Genomic DNA, 20,792 nt, shown 5'->3' with positions numbered 1-20,792 from the left:
TTTTTAGCGCGCGAACCATACACGCAACAACACAATTTTATTACGTAGCACGCCTGATTACAGGCAAACAAAGAGAATAATCATGTCACACCAATCTGAACTAATTAGTGAAGACATTAATGAATATCTGAAGCAGCATGAGCAAAAAGAGCTCTTGCGACTTTTGACCTGTGGTAGCGTTGACGACGGTAAAAGCACACTGATCGGCCGCCTACTTCACGACTCTCACATGATTTATGAAGATCATTTGGAAGCGATTAAAAAAGACAGCGTTAAGAGCGGTACCAACGAGGGTGAAATTGACCTTGCACTTCTTGTAGATGGCCTACAAGCTGAGCGTGAGCAAGGCATCACGATCGATGTTGCGTACCGTTACTTCTCAACAGCGAAACGCAAATTTATCATCGCGGACACACCTGGGCACGAGCAATACACACGTAACATGGCGACAGGTGCATCAACGGCTGACTTAGCTATTATCTTGATCGATGCACGTCATGGCGTTCTGACGCAAACGCGCCGTCATAGCTTTATTGCCTCTCTTTTAGGTATTAAGCACGTAGTCGTTGCGATCAACAAAATGGACCTCGTTGACTATAGCGAAGAGCGTTACAACGAAATCAAAGCTGATTACCTTGAATTCGCGTCTGACCTACAACTCAAAGACATCCGCTTTGTTCCACTTTCAGCGCTGAAAGGTACGAACGTGGTTTCTAATAGCGAACTGACTCCTTGGTTCACTGACGCCCCTTTGATGGACATTCTAGAAAACGTTCAGGTGGCTGAAGACAGAAACTTTCAAGACTTCCGCCTACCCGTTCAATACGTGAACCGTCCAAACCTTAATTTCCGTGGTTTCTGCGGAACTGTGGCTTCTGGTGAAGTTAACAAAGGTGATGAACTGATGGCCCTGCCATCTGGCAAGAAGAGCACGGTTAAATCGATTGTCACGTATGAAGGCGAGCATGAAAATGCATTTGCTGGTCAAGCAATCACCATCACTCTAAACGATGAGATCGACGTATCTCGCGGAGATATGCTAGTTAAGCCAAGTAACTTACCTTCCGTGGGTCAAAGCTTTACGGCTAACATCGTTTGGATGAACGAAGCGGAGCTTCAACCTGGCAAGCTTATCGATATCAAGCTTGGCTCTACGCTTAGCTCAGGTTCGGTCAACAATATCATTCACACCGTTGACGTTAACACGCTTGAGAAAAATGATGCCGACAACTTGGCATTAAATAGCATTTCTTTGTGTGAGCTGACTCTTAATCAAGCGGTGACATTCGATCCTTATGATCAAAATAAGGCGACCGGTGCGTTTATTATTATCGACCGTCTAACCAACGTTACGATTGGCGCGGGCATGATTGTCAGCAAGTCTGACCGTTCAGACACCCAAGTATGGACTGAAGTGACCGCCCAGGAACGTAGCAAGCGCTTTGGTCACGAAGGTAAGATCATTGCGTGCACAGGAGAGCTTGCCGAACAATTGGTTCAAGCGACTGAACGTAAGCTGTTCGATCAAGGTCTTACATCTATCACTTTGAGCGCATCTCAATTCACTAGCCAAGAAAGCTTGAACGAGGCTGCAACAGCCATTAAAGCTTCGAGTGCAATTGTTATCTACGCGGGCGAAGCACAGTCAAATACTGACCTCACTTTAAGCGCTGAAACTGAATCACAAATTGTTGACGCAATTAAGTCGATTTAAACTGAAAAAGGTGTAGTATTCGCCAAAATACTACACCTTCATTCCTTTAATTTTTTAGTACTTACCTCATGGCAATCAGACACTTAGTTTTCCATCGCCTTACTCGATGGCAAGACGACCAACCAGCAAAAATCCTAACTGGCACAGAAACCAAAGACGCTAACGCAGACCATCAAGCTCTTTTTAGTCAATACAAAAAGCTGTTCCAATTCAGAGCAGGCAAGGCTTTTGGTAGGTTCTCAGAAACCGAACTTCAATCACCATTCACGCCATGGCTAAAAGAATTTAATGATGGCTCTTTGAGCTTCGCCAGCCTGACAACGAATGCGCTTAATCATCTCTGTGAGCTAGCTAATAAAACCCCTGAAATTTTTGATCGACACGTACTATTTGTCGATGAAGAACATGCGGATGGCGACCGGTTTTGGATATTCTTACTGGAAGATTCTAGCGGACTTATGCTCGACGGAAACTCGGAATTAACCATCGTAGACTATCTCAACACATCAAAGCTTGAATTAGCGCTTAAGGTTGATATCAGCGCTTGGTTAAGCGATAGCGATGACACTTCCTATCTAAGCCTTATAAAAGGCCGCGGCACCTCTAAACTAGGCGAGGCATTCTCACAAAGTGCTGGATTTGAAAACAGTGTAGATATAGCGAAAGAAACCGAAACATTAATGGAAATTCTTTCGAACTACACAAAAGACACAGAGAAAGACGAGGCCGCGCAAGTTCGCCAACGTGCTTATGACTTTTGTGTTGAACAGCAGCAAATGGGCGAAGCCGTGCCACTATCTGAACTCTCAGGCTACCTTGATGAAAACAAGCCTAGCAAGTTCGCAGAATTCGCTGAACAGAGCGCTAACATAGCACCTACACAAGAATTGCGACCTGACACGCGCAAGTTAAAGCACCTAGTTCGCCTGTCAGGCAAAGGTAATGGGTTAAGTCTTTCATTTTCATCAGACCTATTCCAGCAAACGATTTTGTACGACGAAAGCTCAGATACGCTAACCATTACTGCAATTCCGAAATCGCTTAAGAAGCAACTCAGCGAATTCATTAAGGATAAAGAAGACTAACAACTTCAAAACAAGCGCGCGTAATGATGACAGCATCACGTGCGCTTACTCTCCGATCTGTATAATTAATAGCAATAACAAATAGTAAAAATCACCATCTATGAAGTGTTTACGAATCGTTCTTTTAGCCATTGTTGCGAGTCAGTTATTTGCATGCGCAGCTATTACTGTCACCGAAACAGGAGACCCTAACTTCCTGTATCGTCCTCACTATAAAGAAAGCAAGCCATTCTATCTCTGGGGAATTGTTGGTGAACACAAAGTAAATACGCAACGTGTATGCCGTAACCGACCAGTCGTACAACTACAAACCAAGTACACGCTTACTGATGTTGCATGGGCAATCGGAACACTCGGAATCTACATGCCACGTACTGCAATGGTGTGGTGCGAACGGAAGGTGAAATAAGCATGAAAACGAACTTCCTCCATCAAGCCAAATACATTGCTATCGCAGCAACGATAAGCCTAAGCGGCTGTTCCGTAATTCATTTTGAGAATGGCCCTGTTGTTCCCGACCCAAAACCTGAGCAAAGCTTTGACTGGACACTAGGTATGTTTACCGAAGATATGCCAGACATACAATACGATGCAGCAAGCAGTGTTCGGTACAGAAAATGGTATCAACACGCCATTTTTTCAGTCGCCGAGCTGAGCAACCCATTACAGTTAAATAAAGAGTGCTCAGGTCTGGAGTGGAATCAAATCACGACCGAAGTAACTCCAACGGACTTTGTTTTTAGCATGCTAGACAACGCTCTACTCTATAACGCATCCTCTGCATGGCTCGATCTTTGGTCTACATGGAGCGTGGAGTATTCTTGCCGAGAGCGTTAGCTCTTCAATTAAGTATGCTCAAAACACTCGCTTGTAGGTTTTAACAACAAGACCAAATAACAAGATTGCACTTAAGCCTAAGCCTAAGCCCATGCCCGCCCATACGCCGGCAGGGCCAAACATCTCACCCAGGAAATAAGCCGCAGGAAATCCCAGCCCCCAATAACTAACAGTTGCGACGATGGTTGGAGATGCGCCAAGTTTAAAGCCTCTGAGCACACCCATTAAAACGACCTGCCACCCGTCAACCAATTGGAACATGGCGCCAATCAGTAACAACAAACTAGCTAAGGCCACTAGAGCCTGGTACTCGTCTGGCCCTAATGCCTCATCAACAAAAAGATCTACCAACACATCAGGGAGCAACCAAAAGACCAAGCCTGCCGCGCTTGCTGTCGCGCTCGCGATCACTAGGGCGTATAAAATCACTTGCTTGGTTTCAATCGGATTACCTGCACCGTAATGCTTGCCGACTTTCACTGATACAGCTTGCGATAAACCAAGCGGAATCATAAACGACATCGTGATGCACTGAAGCACTATCTGATGCGCAGCCAACGCCTGAGCACCCATTGCGCCAATCAACAGTGCCGCAGCCGAAAACATGCCTACTTCCATGGCATGCGCGATAGCTATTTGAACGCCTAATCGGTAGGTTTCAACGATATTTGAAAACCGAAACTGTCTCCAACGGCGCCAAAATTTAAACGGCTTAAACGCATCCTTTCTATAGATAAACACCGCCATCGCCAGCGCCATCATTATTGAAACGATCAAGGTGCCGAGCGCCACACCTTGCACCCCCATTTTCGGAAAGCCGTAAGCACCGGTCATCAACACATAGCTAATAGGATAATTTGATGCCGCCGCAAGAATACTTACTGGAAGCACTGCAGAGGGATCACCCAAACCTAGCGCGAGGCTACGCAACAGGATAAAGGTAAACGCTGGTAGTAGCGCCCATACAATAATATCCAAATAAGTAGAAGTAATAGGAATAATTAAGGGGTCTTGTCCTAAAGCTAGCAATATCGGCTCTGCGTTCGAAATTATTAAGCCAAACACTACTGACAGAAATAGTACTGACAAAACGCCAGATAAAAGCGCCGTTTGGATGCCATCTGGCTGATCTTTACCAAATTCAAACGCGATTAGATTCGCAGTTGCGGTTAGCACCCCGATACCAACAATATGAAAAAACTGAAACACCATGGCGCCCAGTGCGCCGCCGGCAAGAGTATCGACACCTAGTTGACCTAACAATACCGTGTCGATAAATCCCATTGACGCAAAGGCCAGCTGCCCAACAATCATCGGCACAGCCAAGCGAATAAGCTTCGTAATCACTAAATAACCTTAAGAAGTGGCTCTTACTCGAGCATACCAACCGGAAGGATCGACAATTTCACCGTCCTCTTCATTGATGGCAGGATAGTCAAGATCGTTTTGATGGCAATACTCGGCTATCCTTGGGTGGGCCCAACGAAAATAAGTTTGCCAATATTCATGATCATCAAGGCGCGTCTGATGATACATGCCTTTCATTTCACGTTGTCGTTGCGCCTCGCTCAAAATAATCGCTGCGGCTACTGAGACATTAAATGACTCAACCATTCCCATCATGGGAATAATAATATGGCCATCAACTTTCTGAGCAGCCTCATCACTTACGCCTTTTTTCTCATTCCCCATCAGAATGGCGCATGGTTCGGTGTAATCTACATCTCTAAAATCAAGCGCTGTATCAGACAAATGTGCTGCATAAACTTTTTGGCCGCGCGTCTGGAGAAGTTCGATACCTGCATCCATCGACTCATGCCGAACGATGTTAACCCATCGATCACTCCCCATTGCCGTGCCCGAGTATGGACGATGCTTATCCCACGGCCAGACCATATGCAGCTCATGCATACCGACCGCATCACCAGTACGAACTAAAGCAGCAATATTACGAGGTTTGTGGATCTGCTCCGCGAGAATTGTTAAATCGGGTTGGCGCCGATCTAAGGTTTCGCGGAGCTTTCGGTATCTCTCTGGTGTCATAGAATTAGGCAGAGCCAGATGTTAAGTATCGCCATGCCCAGCATCGCTAACCATGTCAGCAGCATGCCATAGAATCGACCAAAACTTGGCCCATCAAAACGCGATAAACCCCATGAATGAAGAACGCGGCCCAGCAAAAACATACCGCCGAAAACATGAATCAAAATTGGATTCAAGAACTGAAGTTCCAACATGAAGAGCAAAACTAAAGCGAGTGGAATATTCTCGAGCGCATTTGCATGCGCACGGATTGCACAACGCATCTCAACAGAACAATCGTTTTGCTCTGTGCTCTTCTTTTCAGCGCGGCGAAATGCAGTGACTCGATAACCAAGGTAAATAATTAAAATCGCAAGCAAGCCCGCATACATTGGCGCATAACGCAAAAGAGAACTACCCATACCCTACTCCTTACTATTTATTTTTTGGAATTATTGCCGCCGGGAAACTGCGCTACCTGGCTTGGCTTTACTTTAGGAACTCCGCACTGCTCTACCTCATCAATGCGCACAATTGCATTCATTGGCACATATGTGCGCGTCACCCCTGCAAACTCAGATTTGAGCTTTTCTTCACTAGGGTCAACTAACAATTGCGACCGCTCACCAAAGAGAATTTCTTCAAGCTCTATGAAACCATACATTTCAGACGGGAAAACGTGCGCAGCGTATATTTCGAACACTTCGTCCTGATTATAAAAAACAACTTTATAAGTTTTCTTGGCAGCCATAAAACAACATTACTAAACCGGATAAAACGAGGTCGCGAATCATAGCACAAAACGAACGAATGTCAGTCATTTAGCAGCTCAGAACATCGCTGAAACCTGCCAACACATGTAACAAAAAACCGCTATAATTCGGGCGTTTAACTAGATATAATTCACGCCCTTTTTTTCACGTAAGAGTATTAAGAGTTTCGATGACCAAAAAGCTGTTTATCAAAACCCATGGTTGCCAAATGAACGAATATGATTCAGCGCGCATGGCAGATCTACTTCAAGACGATCAAGATGTTGAGTTGACAGACACTCCTGACGATGCAGACATTTTGTTGCTGAACACTTGTTCTATTCGTGAAAAAGCACAAGAAAAGGTTTTCCACCAACTTGGTCGTTGGAAGAAGTTAAAAGAAACAAATCCAGAACTGACGATCGGCGTTGGCGGCTGCGTAGCAAGCCAAGAAGGCGAAGCTATCCGAGATCGCGCCCCATATGTTGATGTAATATTCGGTCCACAAACACTTCATCGCCTTCCAGAGATGATTGATGCATCCAAGACTTCTGATGTGGGTGTTGTGGATATCACCTTCCCAGAAGTAGAGAAGTTCGATCATCTACCTGCACCTGGCGTAGATGGACCATCAGCATTCGTTTCAATCATGGAAGGCTGCAGTAAATATTGCACATTTTGCGTCGTACCATATACCCGAGGCGAAGAAGTCAGTCGCCCAGCTGACGACGTTATTGCGGAAGTAGCCCACCTTGCGGAACAAGGCGTACGTGAAATCAACCTCCTGGGTCAGAATGTTAATGCCTATCAAGGTAACACGCATGATGATGACATCATGGACCTTGCCGAGCTGATCACCATTATCTCTGGCATTGAAGGGATCGATCGTATTCGTTACACCACGTCACATCCTGTTGAGTTTAGTGATGCATTGATTGATGTTTACGCAACAGTCCCGGAACTCGTAAGCCATCTGCACCTTCCTGTACAAAGCGGTAGCGATCGCATTTTGGCCGCAATGAAACGCGGCCATATGGCGTTAGAGTACAAATCTAAAATTCGTCGTTTACGCAAGCATCGTCCAGATATCAGCATTTCGTCTGACTTTATTATTGGCTTCCCGGGCGAAACGGAAAAAGACTTTGAAGATACAATGAAGCTTATCAACGACATTGGCTTCGATACATCTTTCAGCTTTATCTACAGCGCTCGACCTGGAACACCTGCTGCGGATCTAGCAGACGAAACATCAGAAGAAGTGAAGAAACAACGCCTGCACATACTACAGCAACGCATTACGCAACAAGCACATGAAATTAGTCGTCGCATGGTCGGTACTCAACAACGCATTTTAGTCACTGGATTTTCTAAGAAAGACCCAGGCGAAATGCAAGGTCGTACTGAGAACAACCGCGTGGTCAACTTCAAAGCAAACCAAGATCGGAGCGACTCTGCACTAATTGGTCGGTTCATCGATGTCGATATCGTTGATGCTTATCCGAACTCATTGCGTGGCGAACGTATTGACGACAATGACTACTAGCTCTATTGCAACAGGTGTAAAGAAGACTTTGCACTTGAGCCCTGAAGACAACCAGAGGCTTTCGCTGCTTTGCGGACCATTTGATGAGAACATCAAGTATCTAGAAAAACGACTGCTCGTACGCATCAATCGTCGCGGAGCGCTGTTTAGCATTTCATCAACAGATGATTCCCGAGCTCAAGCATGTCTCAATATACTGATGCATTTGTACCGTGATACTGAACACTCCCCCGACATTTCTTTGGAAAAGGTTCAACTGTATATTCAAGAAGCTGCGCAAGAGCTCGTCACTTCACAGCCAATGAACGATATTCATGCGGTGATTAAAACACCTAAGTTACAAGTCAAAGCGCGGAATCAAAATCAAATCTTGTATCTTCAGCGCGTCAAACAGCACGATATTAATTTCGGTATTGGACCCGCCGGCACGGGTAAAACTTATCTCGCGGTAGCTTGTGCGGTTGAAGCCTTACAAAAAGAAGAAGTAAAGCGAATTCTTTTGGTACGTCCTGCTGTAGAAGCCGGCGAGAAGCTCGGTTTTCTCCCTGGTGATCTAGCACAAAAAGTAGACCCCTACTTACGCCCTCTTTATGACGCACTATACGACATGCTGGGCTTTGAGCAGGTTGCGCGCCTAATCGAGAAAAACGTCATTGAAATCGCACCACTCGCGTTTATGCGGGGGCGCACCTTGAATAACGCGTTTATTATTCTGGATGAAAGCCAAAACACGACACCAGAGCAAATGAAAATGTTTTTAACACGTATCGGCTTTGGGTCTACCGCCATCATAACTGGCGACATTACACAAACCGACTTACCTAAAGGCGCCAAGTCCGGGCTCGCTGAATGCCAAACAATCTTGAACAATGTTGCCGGCATCAGCGTCACGAATTTCAATTCGGCCGACGTAGTGCGCCATCCTCTAGTTCAGCGCATTGTCGAAGCATACGACAAACACGACGCAAAGCAGAGCTAAGATGAGCAAACTCACAATCGATTTACAGATCGAAATCGGTAACAACGATTTTCCTCCACTTGATCAGTTCGAGCGCTGGGCAAACGCTGCGTATCAGGGAGAGAAACATCTCGAGATGACGATACGCATCGTTGAAGAAGAAGAATCGCACGCACTTAATTTTGAGTATCGCGGTAAAGATAAATCGACTAACGTATTGTCATTCCCATTCGAAGCTCCCGAGTTTGTGGAGATCGATTTACTTGGCGATCTAGTTATCTGTAAGCCCGTTGTTGAGCTAGAAGCAAAAGAACAAGATAAACAACTGGAAGCGCATTGGGCGCACATGGTGATTCACGGAACGCTTCACCTTCAAGGATATGACCACATTCACGATGACGAGGCTGAAGAGATGGAAAGACTTGAAATTACGATTCTCTCTGATTTAGGCTACGATAATCCTTATTTGTAAGAGGCAAACTAGTTCTACTAATGAACGACGACACTCCGAGTACCGGGCCAGCTTCAAAGAGCTGGCTAGAACGAATCTCTCAGGCTTTCTCCGATCAACCTGAGAACACAGAAGAACTTCTCGAATTACTTCGAGACAGCGAGCAGCGCAACGTTCTTGATAGCGACGCTCTGAGCATCATTGAAGGCGCAATTCAAGTCACGCAAATGCAAGCGCGTGAAGTAATGATCCCTCGCTCACAAATGATCGCCATCAAACTTAACGCTGATCCTGAAGACTACATCGGCAGCATCATCGAATCAGCGCACTCCCGTTTTCCAGTATTCGGCGAATCAAATGATGAAGTAGAAGGCGTTTTGCTAGCTAAAGACCTGCTACCGCTCGCACTTAAGGGTGAACTCAAGCGTCAGGACATCCAAGAGCTGATTCGACCTGCTTCTAAAATTCCAGAGAGCAAACGCTTAAACGAGCTACTAAAAGACTTTAAGAAAAAACGTATTCACATGGCTATCGTCATTGACGAGTATGGTGTCACGTCGGGCTTAGTAACCATCGAAGATGTTCTTGAACAGATTGTTGGCGAAATTGAAGATGAGCACGATATCGAAGAGGAAGCGAATATTAAGCTTCTAAGCGATTCAGAGTCGACGGTTAAAGCACTCACATCAGTGGAAGAGTTCAACGACCACTTCGGCACATTTATTCCTGATGATGAATTCGATACCATCGGCGGCTGCGTCATCAAAAGCTTCGGCTGCCTTCCAAATCGGGGGGACGAAACGCTGTTCGAAGGATTCAAAGTCACCGTATTAAACGCGGATAGCCGCACAGTACGTCTTTTAAAATTCGAAAAATAAATAAAAGCGCGCTGAAGCGCTAGCGAGTCAAAAATGCGAGCAACACTTCTCTGCTCGCTTGCTATTTTTGTAGCAGGCGCATTACAGACCTTAGGTCTAAGTCCATTCAATTTTTGGCCCGCAAGCATCATTTCGCTTGTCGCTTTTTTATTCATTACAAAAGCACTATCTTCAAATCATTTACTAACAGGGAAACGTGCTTTTTATCAGGGATGGCTGTTTGGCTTCGGCTTGTTTGCTAGCGGCGCATCTTGGGTGTACGTGAGCATAAATACCTATGGCCATGCGCACCCAGCTTTGGCGGGAATTCTGACGCTACTATTCGTCGCATTCTTAGGCTTATTCCATGGCGCGATGTTTTATGTGTATGCAAAGCTAAAGACTAAACAAGCCGAACTTAACACCTTACTCTTCGCAGCATTGTGGACCTTAAACGATCTCGTTCGAAGTGTATTTCTTACAGGCTTCCCTTGGCTGTTTGTTGGGGATACCCAACTTCATGGCCCACTACATGGTTACTATCCAGTAATCGGTAGCTATGGGATAACGCTTGTTCTAGCAATCACTTCAGGGCTAGCACTTCTCCTATTTAATAAGCCATCACTTCGAATCGCAGGGCCAATAGCGGGACTATTGATAGCGCTATGGCTAGCTCCCGTAGCTTTAAACCACGTTACTTGGACAAAAGATCAGAACCAAGACATCAATGTCGCGCTACTGCAGCTTAATATACCTCAAGAACTTAAGTGGAAACGCGCACAAAAACCTAAAACAGTTGCATTGCTAGAACAGATGTCAGCAGCGCAATGGGATAAAGATCTGATTGTTTGGCCAGAGACAGCTCTTCCTGCTTTCTACAACCAAGCAAAACCTTTGCTAAACAAAATGTCGAAACAGGCGACAGCCAACAACACGTCTATCATTACCGGCATTCCTTATCGAGGCTGGGACGCTGAAGCAAAGCGTCCTGTGATGCACAACAGCATTATTGGAATTGGCGATGCCTCGGGCATCTACCACAAGCAAAAGCTTGTGCCTTTTGGAGAGTACGTACCTCTACAAGACATACTTAGAGGTCTAATCGCGTTTTTCGACCTACCAATGTCAGATTTTCGCAAAGGAAAGCAAGATCAAGAGCTATTGCGCCAAAATGGAAATCTAACGTCACCCTTTATTTGCTATGAGGTGGTTTATCCAGATTTTGTGGCATCGCGTGCCGCGAACGCAGATTATTTAATTACCATTAGTAACGACGCGTGGTTTGGCGCATCTATTGGCCCACACCAACACTTACAACTCGCGCAAATTCGTGCAGCCGAAAATGGTAAATACATGATTCGAGCAACTAACAACGGTTTAACCGCAATTATCGACGAAACGGGAAAAATTAGCGCATCCATCCCTCAATTTAAGCAAGCAACACTCGAAGGAAGAGTGAAGACATTTGCAGGCAGCACACCATTCACTAAGCTCGGCTCACTACCTACACTCATCTTCTGCTTATTAATTCTAGTCATATCTTTCGGCATAAAAAAACGCGGCTAAAAAACCGCGTTTTTCCTACACAATTCAGCCTTACATCATCGACTGTAAATAATTGGGCAATCCAATTTTATCGATAAGACCAAGTTGCTTCTCCAGCCAATAGGCATGATCTTCCTCTGAGTCTTTTAGCTGACCCAGAAGCATTTCTCGTGTTTCATAATCACGTTCTTGCTCACAGAGAGCGATCGCATCCTTAAGATTTTGAATAACAGAGTACTCAACTTCTAAATCACTTTTCAGCATTGAAACAACGTCAGCTCCAACATTGAGAGGCTCTCGTACTCCAAGATTTGGTGTTCCTTCGAGAAATAAAATGCGACGGATCATTTGGTCAGCATGATCAGTTTCTTCCTCACGCTCATGATCAAGACGCTCATAAAGCTTATTGAGCCCCCAGTCTTCGTACATGCGTGAATGGATAAAATACTGATCGACCGCGGTGAGTTCGCCAGCAAGAAGTTTGCTCAATGTATCGACAACTTTTTGATTACCTTTCATTTCAAAACCCCTATTCTTCGCCTAGCAATGATTGCGTATAGTTCTCGAGCCCCATCTTTTCGATGAGATCTCGCTGAGTTTCAATCCAATCGAAATGCTCTTCCTCATAGCTCAAAAGTTCGCGCAAGACATCTCTACTCACATAATCGCGCTGTGATTCGCAGTGCTCGATCGCATCGCGAAGGGTTGCCAAAGACTGCGTCTGAAACCTCAAGTCGCAAGACAGAATCTCGGGAACATCTTCGCCAATATACAGCTTGCCTAATTTTTGGAGATTGGGGATACCTTCCAAGAACAAGATACGCTCAATAAGCGCGTCCGCTTGTTTCATATCCTTGATAGATTTTTTGTACTCGACCTTATCAAGAACTGATAATCCCCAGTTCTTAGCCATTCGCGCATGAAGAAAATATTGATTGATCGATATAAGCTCATCCGCGAGCACATCGTTTAATTTTTGAATAACCGATACATCACCTTGCATAGCAAACCTCCCTTCGAAAGAATCAGGGCAAGTATATGCAAGGTTTAAGTTATTGAAAAGTTGAGAATAATGATACGAATCAGTATCAGTTAGATGACTGCCGCGTAGGCTAAGTCGAGAGAAGTATTGTCGTTATCTTGAGCCAATCTATTTTCTATAATTTCTTTAGTCGTACATGCACACTGACCACAACTTGTCGCCACACCCAGTTCATTGCGCACCTGACGAAAAGAGGTTTTGCCTTCATCCATCAAAGAATGAATATCTCTGTCAGAAACACCTTTACACAAACAAACTAACATTATTTTCGCTCACTTAAACAACGGAGCAAATGATAGTCGCAATACGAATCATTATCAACAACATTCACCAATTATTTTTGTTGTCGTTTTGTGGTTTGAAGCGTCTACACCCACACATAAAACTAAGATAGACTATGTGCCCATTTTTGCACCGCACTATAGATAAGCGGTGTTGCGTATTCCATTGATTTAAGAAGAAGCATGCAAGAACAATACTCTCCGAAAGAAATAGAACAGAATGCACGAGATTTTTGGGAAGCGAACAATAGCTTTGCCGTAACCGAGGACTCGTCTAAAGAAAAGTACTACTGCCTTTCCATGTTCCCATACCCTAGCGGCAAGCTGCACATGGGGCACGTACGCAATTATACGATTGGAGATGTTGTTTCTCGTTACCAGCGCATGCTGGGTAAAAACGTTATGCAACCAATGGGTTGGGATGCTTTTGGACTTCCAGCAGAAAACGCTGCAATCAAAAACGGCGTCGCTCCAGCTAAATGGACATACGAAAACATTGATTACATGAAAAGTCAGCTTAAGCAATTAGGCTTTGGTTATGACTGGGATCGAGAATTAGCGACCTGCCGCCCTGAATACTACAAGTGGGAACAATGGTTCTTCACTAAGCTATATGAGCGCGGCTTAGTGTACAAAAAGAACGCAACTGTTAACTGGGACCCTGTTGACCAAACTGTTCTTGCAAACGAGCAAGTTGTCGATGGCCGTGGCTGGCGTTCTGGCGCAATTGTCGAGCGCAAAGAAATCCCACAGTGGTTTATCAAAATCACCGATTATGCAGAAGAACTACTTAACGACTTAGATCAGCTTGATGAATGGCCTGAGCAAGTTAAAACGATGCAGCGCAACTGGATTGGCCGATCAGAAGGTCTTGAATTCAGCTTTGGCATCAAAGACTCAGACGAAACGCTAAGCGTTTATACCACACGACCAGATACTCTGATGGGTGTAACGTATGTAGCGGTAGCCGCTCAACACCCACTTGCTACACGTGGTGCAGAAAACAACACCGACTTGCGTGAGTTCATCGAAGACTGTAAGAAAAACAAAGTTGCCGAAGCAGATATGGCGACAATGGAGAAAAAAGGTCTTCCTACCGGCTTCAAAGCAATACACCCAATTACAGGTGAAGAAGTACCTATTTGGGCTGCGAATTTCGTGTTGAAGGACTACGGCTCAGGCGCAGTTATGTCTGTACCAGCACATGACGAACGTGACCATGAATTCGCAAAGACGTACAAGCTTCCAATTAAACAAGTTATCGCATCGGAAGAAGTTGAAGAACTTGATATTCATGAGTCGGCCTATACCGACAAAGGTGTTCTTGTAAACTCCGGCGAATTTACTGGCTTAACCTCTGCTGAAGCATTCGAAGCAATTGTGAAGCACTTTGAAGAAGCTGGAACTGGATCGCGCAAAGTGAATTACCGCTTACGTGACTGGGGTGTCTCTCGCCAACGCTATTGGGGCGCACCGATTCCGATGAAATACTTGGAAGACGGCACTGAGATCCCTGTGCCTCTAGAAGAGCTGCCTGTACAGCTTCCTGAAGATGTTGAATTAGATGGTGTTAAATCACCGATTAAGAGTGATCCTGAGTGGGCGAAGACAAGCCATAACGGTGCAACAGCATTCCGTGAAACCGATACCTTCGACACCTTTATGGAGTCATCTTGGTACTACGCGCGCTATTGTTCTCCGAACAGCGATGATCAAATGCTTGATCCAAGTGCAGCAAACTACTGGCTACCTGTGGATCAATACATTGGTGGTATTGAGCACGCGATTCTTCACCTACTCTACTCTCGTTTCTATCACAAGCTATTACGTGATGTTGGTCTCGTTGAAAGTGATGAGCCGTTTAAGCGCTTGCTTTGTCAAGGCATGGTGCTAGCTGATTGCTTCTATCAAGAAGATGAGCAAGGCGGAAAAATTTGGATTTCGCCAACAGACGTTAAAGCAGAAACTGACGACAAGGGCAAAGTATCACGCTATGTCAAATTAGAAGACGGCTCTGAAGTTCTTAGCGCTGGCATGGGCAAAATGTCGAAGTCTAAAAACAACGGTATTGATCCTCAAACAATCATCGATCAATTCGGTGCTGACACAGTGCGTTTATTCATGATGTTTGCTGCTCCACCTGAGCAATCGCTTGAATGGTCAGACAATGCAGTAGAAGGTGCTAACCGATTCCTAAAGCGTTTATGGAAAAATGTCGACAACCACCTGACCAATGGCGGAAAGGTTGAACTTGACCAGAATGCATTAAACGAAGAACAAAAAGCTGTTCGTCGTAAGACACATGAAACCATCAAAAAAGTAAGTGACGATTTAAACCGTAGACTTACGTTCAACACTGCCATCGCAGCTGTTATGGAATTGATGAATAGCGTTAGTAAATTTGTTGATGTTAGTGAGCAAGGCCGTGCAGTTTCTCACGAAGCACTTGAAACCGCTGTATTATTGCTAGCTCCGATTACACCGCATATCTGTCATACTCTATGGAAAGAACTAGGAAATGACGCCGACGTGCTCACTGCACCATGGCCTTTATGCGATGAAAGTGCACTTGTAAAAACAAGTCAGCAAATCGTTGTACAAGTAAATGGTAAGGTTCGTGCGAAGCTAGAAGTTCCTGCCGATATCAGTAAAGATGCGCTTGAAGTACAAGCGATGGAAGACGAAAACGTCAAGAGATTCCTTGAAGGGAACACCATTCGCAAAGTGATTGTTGTTCCTAACAAACTGGTGAACATCGTTGCAAACTAAGCTCTTCAAAGCCGCAACAAAACGGGTAGCACTGCTACTCGTTATCGCTAGCGGCGCGCTCATTCAAGGCTGCGGATTTCACGTTCGCACAGCAGAGTTAGGCTCTCTCGGGTTTAGCTCTGTAAATTTTGAATGCGATCAAGCTGAGCACTGGCAGCTATGTCAGTCCTTAGAGCGCGAGCTTAAAGCGCATAAGGTCACGATGGATGATGATGCAACCTTCACGCTGAGTATCGATAGTGCAAGCTCCACCGAACGAGCATTCACCATTAACCTAGATGCTAGTGCTGACGAATACGAAATAACCCGTCTCGTAAAATTCACCTTCTCAGAAGCAAACAATACAAAATCCAAATACAGTAACGAGATCAATGCTCGTCGTATTTATCGTCATAATTCAGACGCCCTGCTCGCTAAAGAGCGCGAAAAAACTACGCTCACGAAAGCCTTAGATAAAAGCATTGCGCGCGAAATCATTCGTCAGCTAACACTCATCCGTATCGGCGCCAACGATGCAGGTTAAACCTGAACAACTTTCTCAGCAATTAAAAAGCGGCTTGAAGCCCGTTTACATGGTCAGCGGCGAAGAACCTCTGCTGCAATTAGAAGCCGTAGATGAAATTCGCGCGGCGGCGCGAGCTCAAGGCTATGACGAACGACAAGTATTGCGGGTTGAGCGGGGCTTCGACTGGCAAACTCTCCAAGAAGAAGGTAATGCCCTCTCACTTTTCGCAACCAAGCGGATCATTGAGCTCAAATTGCCGAATGGCAAACCCGGTACCGAAGGCTCAAAAAAACTCGTTCAATATCTCGAAGCACCACCTGAAGACACTGTTCTGATAATCGAAGCGGGCAAAATTGATAAGAAGACACTCGGTAGCGCTAAATGGTGTAAAGCCATTGATAAGTTAGGGGTCATAACTCAAGTGTGGCCTATCAAACCACAGCAAACTCTCACATTCATGCGTCAACGCGCCAATAAACTAAAGCTCAATATTGATTATGATGCGCTCGAAATTTTATCGTCTCGCCTAGAGGGCAACCCGCTCGCGGCGAAACAAGAGCTAGACAAACTCGCAATTTTACATGGCAACAACACAATTAGCGTTGGCATGATCTTGGACGAAGTCAAAGACTCTGCTCGCTATGACGTATTTGATTTAAGTAAAGCCATGCTTAGTGGCCAAGCAAAAAAAACTGCGAGCATAGTTGGTCATTTGAAAGCTGAAGGTAATCTGCCAATCACTATGATCTGGCCACTTAGTCGTGACGTCCGTGTGCTTGAAGGTTTGATTCCTCTTATTGGGCAACAACAACGCGTTGACGCCTACCTTAAGGGCAAACGCATCTTTGCCCAGCAGCAAGCAGACTATGTCTCGGCTGCAAAACGCTTAAACACCAAAAGCATTAACGATCTTACGCTCATGCTTAAGAAAATCGATGACGCATCAAAAGGCGTGTTTGGATCGGAGCCTGCGTGGCTTTTAATCGAGCAACTCGCCATGCACATTGCTCACCCTCCCAAATAGCGCCTCCGCTCCCCCATACTTACCCTAACAATTTTCATTATCATCATTGGTATTCACGCTTCGATAAATTCGATGATGGTCTTTTCCTAATGAGAACAAGTACTTAGCGCAAAACACCTAGAATCAACTACAGTTATATATTGTCATTGATCAATTTTGGACACTATGAATGAGTCTCTACAGCGTTATTGTCGGTCTAGTTGTCGTCTGCATTTCAAGCTTTTCACATGCGGCAAGCTATAAAGTAACGAATTCCAAGTCGAGCGGTAATGGATCTTTACGCTGGGCGATAGAGCAAGCAAACAACAACCCAGGCGCAGATATTGTTGAAGTCCCGGGCTCCTTTGATAGCAGCAACCCAATTGTTCCCGTTACCGGTGGCGGCTCAAGCCGTTACACTTTTGAGAATCCAATTCTTGTAACTGACGATATTACGATCAAAGGTCTTGGAAGTTCACGCCCCGTTATCGATGACCACCAACATTAGATTACGACTGCGGGCCTCACAAATGTGGGCTATCCGTTTGATCAAGGTCCAGGCGGTGGCGGGGCAACAATTCTCAAGCCAGTCAGCACGCTATTTCGTGTAAACCGGGCAAATGGCGCGGGCCGGACACTTGATGTTCGCATCGAGAATCTAGCCTTTACCCGAATGAGTACGTTTATCAATACGGATAATGCCAACGTAACACTTGATAACGTCGCGATCTATGGCTTCGTATGCCAACGTTCTAGTGACTTGTTAATTGTGCATGGTCTCGGAGGTTCTCTTACAATCAAAGATAGTTTGATCTTTGATAATCTCGTCAACAACGGACAACAAGATCTCGTCATCAACAACGATCTCACCATTATTAATTCTGCCTTTTCGAACAACTCTAACCGCGCTATCAGGGCCGTTTCTGACCGCTTAGTATCAATGACTGACAGTACAAGCAAGAACGTTATTATCCGTGATTCCTATTTTGATGGTTTAGATTCGGGTGCGCTTGAATTCAAAAACGCTAGCGTAGAAATCAGTAATTCAGTTTATGATGGGCGTGATGCAACCCCTACTCGCGCGATCAAAGTGATAGACGGAGATTTAACGTTAACTAACAGCACCTGGTACTACACGTCGAAAACAATCAACAATATCGGACAAATCTTTCAAGGAACACACATTGAATTAGCGGGAAGTGCGCAGCTGATTGCACGCAACAATCTTCTTCTTTCTACCAACTCGGCAACAAACACAATACCTTTAGTTTATCCCGCGAACTGGGACGATACTGGAGTATTCGCGCGAGCGGTAAACGATAACAACTATTTATCCCGTATCAACGGTGATGACTCAGCGCTCAATCTGTCCCCGCTTCATTGCGTCAATGCAAGCTTCAATAGAAATTGTTTCGTCCCTAACGCCTTATCCACTCCCTTAGTCGATCAAGGAAATACCGCAGATGCACTCTACGGAGATGGAGCACCAATCTCTGAAGACCTTCTTGGAGAGCTCGGCGCACAAGGCGCATCCGTCGATATAGGCGCATATGAAAAGCATGAGACACTTTATGCGCATGCAGATCATTACCAAACAAATGAAGGGGTGAATTTAATTGTTTCGACCGCTAACGGGGTGCTAAGCCAATGATTCAACACCAGGAGGTCTCAGCGTTTCACTCAAAGCCCAAACGCTTCATGGAACTGTGACGCTGAACCCTGATGGCTCGTTCGATTATATGTCTAACAACGGATACTACGGGCAAGACCAATTTGAATATGAGCTATCGGGAAAATCAGCTTATGTAACTATTGATGTAGTCTCTACTGGATGGATAAGTATTCCTAGCAACCAACAACCTACTGCGGGCGCGGACAGCTATACCATTCACGAAGGTGAAACCCTAGATCGCCCCGCCCCAGGACTTCTTGAGAATGATTCAGACGATCAAAATACAACAGCACCTTTATAATTGTGCCTAGAAGCAAGGCTTCATAAAGCTCCAATCCATGGCGCTGTCACGATTAATTTGGATGGCAGTTTCACTTTTATCCCAGACCCCGGATATATAGGTAGCGATTAATTCTTTTATGATGCGGTTGATAACGGACTGAAGCATAGCCCTCCTGCTAAAGTAACAGTGCAAATCAATTCCGGAGCAAGAGCCGGAGCTGAAACAAAAGTTGCAACTAAAGCTGGGGCGGCCGGCTGGGCTTCGCTCAATGGATTGTTTGCATTACTCGTTAGCAGCTATCTAATGTCCAAGCGTAATAAACACGCACAGTCTCTTTTACTTGTTTGTGCAGCATCATTAATAACAAGTTTAATCAGCTCTGATGCGCAAGCCGATGAGTCACAGCTAGATTCATCGCCGCAAACAGCAACTCAAGCCCCTCTTGAAGACCAGTTCTTTAAAGGATTCATTGCAGATCTAAGTTTTGGGTACTCTAACCTTGAACCAGAAGCGCCATCTAATATTTGGACACAAAATCGTGATCATGGCGCTGCATTTGCTGTGGGTGTGGGATATCAATTTACGAATCAGTTTTCGATAACTCTACGTTATTATGACTTCCATACAATCAAACTAAACTCATCAGACCCACTATATGACGATGTAAGCATTGAATATCGCGTACTAGAGCTCGCGGGTACATATCGTTTTACTCAACTGTGGGAAAGCCAGTTCGCACCATTTATTCTCGGTGGTGTTGGTTATCTAGACCCTAAGATTAAAGGCGATACAGACAGCGTCACGACTGAAGAAGACAATCATCTCGCATATGGCGTCGGGATAAGTTTAAGTCCAATGAAACATGGCATGTTCGATTTAGTCTGGCAAAGCATGGCAGGTGAGGTTGACCTTATTTCATTGCGTTTGACTGTAGATGTCCCAAACTAAATGCTCTTACATCTTTGTCGTTCTGCTATGTATCTCAATTCAGATATTTGGTTTAACGACAACACTACAGTATGACGGCAGTGCGGTTTTCGAAGGGCAGTATTGGCGACTGATAAGCGCGCACTTTAGCCATCTAACTTGACTTCACTTAAGCCAAAACATGGCTGCTTTATTGTTACTCGTTTATCTACTTCCTTGCCTAAAAAGTATAAAAACCCTAAATCTCGTATTTGTTATTAGCGGAATAGCGATCACAGGTATGTATTATCTATTCTTTCCGCTATCCATTTCCTATGCTGGCTTAAGCGGTTGCCTTCATGCCCTAGCAGCTTTTGGCATACTGAAACAGATATTTAGCTCTTCAATTAAAAATGCGAGAGTCGCTAAAACTCTAGCATTTTTACTTTCCGTCAAACTTGGGTACGAAGTATTTGCCATCAACGATACCTCTATCGCAACAGAGGCACATTTGATTGGGCGATATCAGGACTGTTGCTGACAATATGCTTCAATTATTTAGAACGT

At 45.0% G+C, this 20,792-nt stretch carries 24 protein-coding genes and 1 pseudogene; 18 read left to right on the top strand and 7 right to left on the bottom strand.

Going from position 1 to position 20,792, the window contains the following annotated elements; translation table 11 throughout:
- The first annotated feature begins 82 nt into the window (after positions 1 to 82).
- From cysN to A3739_RS09920, 4 genes are all read left to right on the top strand, one after another.
- The gene (cysN, locus tag A3739_RS09935; RefSeq protein WP_068478508.1) at positions 83 to 1,714 is read left to right on the top strand and encodes a sulfate adenylyltransferase subunit CysN; all 1,632 of its coding nucleotides are present in this window, start codon (positions 83 to 85) and stop codon (positions 1,712 to 1,714) included.
- Positions 1,715 to 1,782: 68 nt separating this feature from the next.
- Positions 1,783 to 2,799 (top strand): nucleoid-associated protein, encoded by a 1,017-nt coding sequence (locus A3739_RS09930; RefSeq protein WP_068476062.1) that lies wholly within the window; start codon positions 1,783 to 1,785, stop codon positions 2,797 to 2,799.
- A 100-nt stretch (positions 2,800 to 2,899) separates the two neighbouring features.
- On the top strand, positions 2,900 to 3,208 hold the full coding sequence (locus A3739_RS09925; RefSeq protein WP_068476061.1) for a Bor/Iss family lipoprotein: 309 nt from the start codon (positions 2,900 to 2,902) through the stop codon (positions 3,206 to 3,208).
- 2 nt (positions 3,209 to 3,210) lie between these two features.
- Entirely contained in the window at positions 3,211 to 3,636 is a 426-nt protein-coding gene (locus A3739_RS09920) for a hypothetical protein (protein WP_068478510.1), read from the top strand.
- Positions 3,637 to 3,654: 18 nt separating this feature from the next.
- Here A3739_RS09920 and A3739_RS09915 read toward each other — a convergent pair whose 3' ends face one another.
- From A3739_RS09915 to A3739_RS09900, 4 genes are read right to left on the bottom strand one after another with little or no spacing between them, the layout of a single operon-like run.
- Positions 3,655 to 4,983, bottom strand: a complete 1,329-nt coding sequence (locus A3739_RS09915) for an MATE family efflux transporter (RefSeq protein WP_068478512.1) — start codon at positions 4,981 to 4,983, stop codon at positions 3,655 to 3,657.
- A 9-nt stretch (positions 4,984 to 4,992) separates the two neighbouring features.
- On the bottom strand, positions 4,993 to 5,679 hold the full coding sequence (gene trmH, locus A3739_RS09910; RefSeq protein ID WP_068501180.1) for a tRNA (guanosine(18)-2'-O)-methyltransferase TrmH: 687 nt from the start codon (positions 5,677 to 5,679) through the stop codon (positions 4,993 to 4,995).
- Positions 5,676 to 6,080, bottom strand: coding sequence for an MAPEG family protein (locus A3739_RS09905; RefSeq protein WP_068477754.1), 405 nt, complete (start codon positions 6,078 to 6,080; stop codon positions 5,676 to 5,678). The genes trmH and A3739_RS09905 overlap by 4 nt, the downstream gene beginning before the upstream one ends.
- Positions 6,081 to 6,097: 17 nt before the next feature.
- Positions 6,098 to 6,409 (bottom strand): DUF1820 family protein, encoded by a 312-nt coding sequence (locus A3739_RS09900; RefSeq protein WP_068478516.1) that lies wholly within the window; start codon positions 6,407 to 6,409, stop codon positions 6,098 to 6,100.
- Between the two features lie 191 nt (positions 6,410 to 6,600).
- Between A3739_RS09900 and miaB the strand changes: the two genes are divergently transcribed.
- Genes miaB through lnt form a run of 5 tightly spaced genes read left to right on the top strand, consistent with a single transcriptional unit; the run spans position 6,601 to position 11,785 of the window.
- Positions 6,601 to 7,953, top strand: coding sequence for a tRNA (N6-isopentenyl adenosine(37)-C2)-methylthiotransferase MiaB (gene miaB, locus A3739_RS09895; protein ID WP_068478518.1), 1,353 nt, complete (start codon positions 6,601 to 6,603; stop codon positions 7,951 to 7,953).
- Positions 7,943 to 8,932 carry a PhoH family protein gene (locus A3739_RS09890; protein WP_068478520.1) on the top strand — a complete coding sequence of 330 codons (990 nt, stop codon included), beginning with the start codon at positions 7,943 to 7,945 and terminating at the stop codon, positions 8,930 to 8,932. The genes miaB and A3739_RS09890 overlap by 11 nt, the downstream gene beginning before the upstream one ends.
- Before the next feature lies 1 nt (position 8,933).
- Positions 8,934 to 9,383 (top strand): rRNA maturation RNase YbeY, encoded by a 450-nt coding sequence (gene ybeY / locus A3739_RS09885; protein WP_068478523.1) that lies wholly within the window; start codon positions 8,934 to 8,936, stop codon positions 9,381 to 9,383.
- A 20-nt stretch (positions 9,384 to 9,403) separates the two neighbouring features.
- Positions 9,404 to 10,240, top strand: a complete 837-nt coding sequence (locus A3739_RS09880) for an HlyC/CorC family transporter (RefSeq protein ID WP_068478525.1) — start codon at positions 9,404 to 9,406, stop codon at positions 10,238 to 10,240.
- Positions 10,241 to 10,273: 33 nt separating this feature from the next.
- Entirely contained in the window at positions 10,274 to 11,785 is a 1,512-nt protein-coding gene (gene lnt, locus A3739_RS09875; RefSeq protein WP_068478528.1) for an apolipoprotein N-acyltransferase, read from the top strand.
- 30 nt (positions 11,786 to 11,815) lie between these two features.
- Here the strand turns inward: lnt and bfr (A3739_RS09870) are convergent, their stop codons facing one another.
- From bfr (A3739_RS09870) to A3739_RS09860, 3 genes are all read right to left on the bottom strand, one after another.
- Positions 11,816 to 12,283 carry a bacterioferritin gene (gene bfr / locus A3739_RS09870; RefSeq protein ID WP_068478530.1) on the bottom strand — a complete coding sequence of 156 codons (468 nt, stop codon included), beginning with the start codon at positions 12,281 to 12,283 and terminating at the stop codon, positions 11,816 to 11,818.
- A 10-nt stretch (positions 12,284 to 12,293) separates the two neighbouring features.
- Positions 12,294 to 12,767 (bottom strand): bacterioferritin, encoded by a 474-nt coding sequence (gene bfr, locus A3739_RS09865; protein ID WP_068478532.1) that lies wholly within the window; start codon positions 12,765 to 12,767, stop codon positions 12,294 to 12,296.
- An 89-nt stretch (positions 12,768 to 12,856) separates the two neighbouring features.
- Positions 12,857 to 13,069, bottom strand: coding sequence for a (2Fe-2S)-binding protein (locus A3739_RS09860; RefSeq protein ID WP_068477645.1), 213 nt, complete (start codon positions 13,067 to 13,069; stop codon positions 12,857 to 12,859).
- 201 nt (positions 13,070 to 13,270) lie between these two features.
- Here A3739_RS09860 and leuS point away from each other — a divergent pair, with 201 nt between their 5' ends.
- The 9 genes and pseudogenes from leuS to A3739_RS31385 all read left to right on the top strand — a co-directional run.
- Positions 13,271 to 15,856, top strand: a complete 2,586-nt coding sequence (gene leuS, locus A3739_RS09855; RefSeq protein WP_068478534.1) for a leucine--tRNA ligase — start codon at positions 13,271 to 13,273, stop codon at positions 15,854 to 15,856.
- Positions 15,846 to 16,379 (top strand): LPS assembly lipoprotein LptE, encoded by a 534-nt coding sequence (gene lptE / locus A3739_RS09850; RefSeq protein WP_068478536.1) that lies wholly within the window; start codon positions 15,846 to 15,848, stop codon positions 16,377 to 16,379. The genes leuS and lptE overlap by 11 nt, the downstream gene beginning before the upstream one ends.
- Positions 16,369 to 17,385 (top strand): DNA polymerase III subunit delta, encoded by a 1,017-nt coding sequence (gene holA / locus A3739_RS09845; RefSeq protein ID WP_068478538.1) that lies wholly within the window; start codon positions 16,369 to 16,371, stop codon positions 17,383 to 17,385. Before lptE ends, holA begins: the two co-directional genes overlap by 11 nt.
- Positions 17,386 to 17,554: 169 nt before the next feature.
- Positions 17,555 to 17,872 carry a hypothetical protein gene (locus A3739_RS09840; protein ID WP_068478540.1) on the top strand — a complete coding sequence of 106 codons (318 nt, stop codon included), beginning with the start codon at positions 17,555 to 17,557 and terminating at the stop codon, positions 17,870 to 17,872.
- Positions 17,873 to 17,896: 24 nt separating this feature from the next.
- A complete protein-coding gene (locus tag A3739_RS09835; RefSeq protein WP_068478543.1) occupies positions 17,897 to 19,015 on the top strand; it encodes a hypothetical protein in 1,119 nt (372 codons plus the stop codon).
- Positions 19,016 to 19,103: 88 nt separating this feature from the next.
- Positions 19,104 to 19,337: a hypothetical protein gene (locus A3739_RS09830; protein ID WP_156502518.1), complete on the top strand. Its 234-nt coding sequence runs from the start codon at positions 19,104 to 19,106 to the stop codon at positions 19,335 to 19,337.
- Positions 19,338 to 19,448, top strand: a complete 111-nt coding sequence (locus A3739_RS31390; protein WP_197472251.1) for an Ig-like domain-containing protein — start codon at positions 19,338 to 19,340, stop codon at positions 19,446 to 19,448.
- Positions 19,449 to 19,622: 174 nt separating this feature from the next.
- Positions 19,623 to 20,267, top strand: coding sequence for an outer membrane beta-barrel protein (locus A3739_RS09825; protein WP_156502517.1), 645 nt, complete (start codon positions 19,623 to 19,625; stop codon positions 20,265 to 20,267).
- Between the two features lie 154 nt (positions 20,268 to 20,421).
- Positions 20,422 to 20,766, top strand: a pseudogene (locus A3739_RS31385) (hypothetical protein); the annotation flags it as partial.
- Positions 20,767 to 20,792 lie beyond the last annotated feature (26 nt).

The organism is Oleiphilus sp. HI0067, from assembly GCF_001635735.1.
This window is presented reverse-complemented; position numbering and strand designations above follow the sequence as displayed.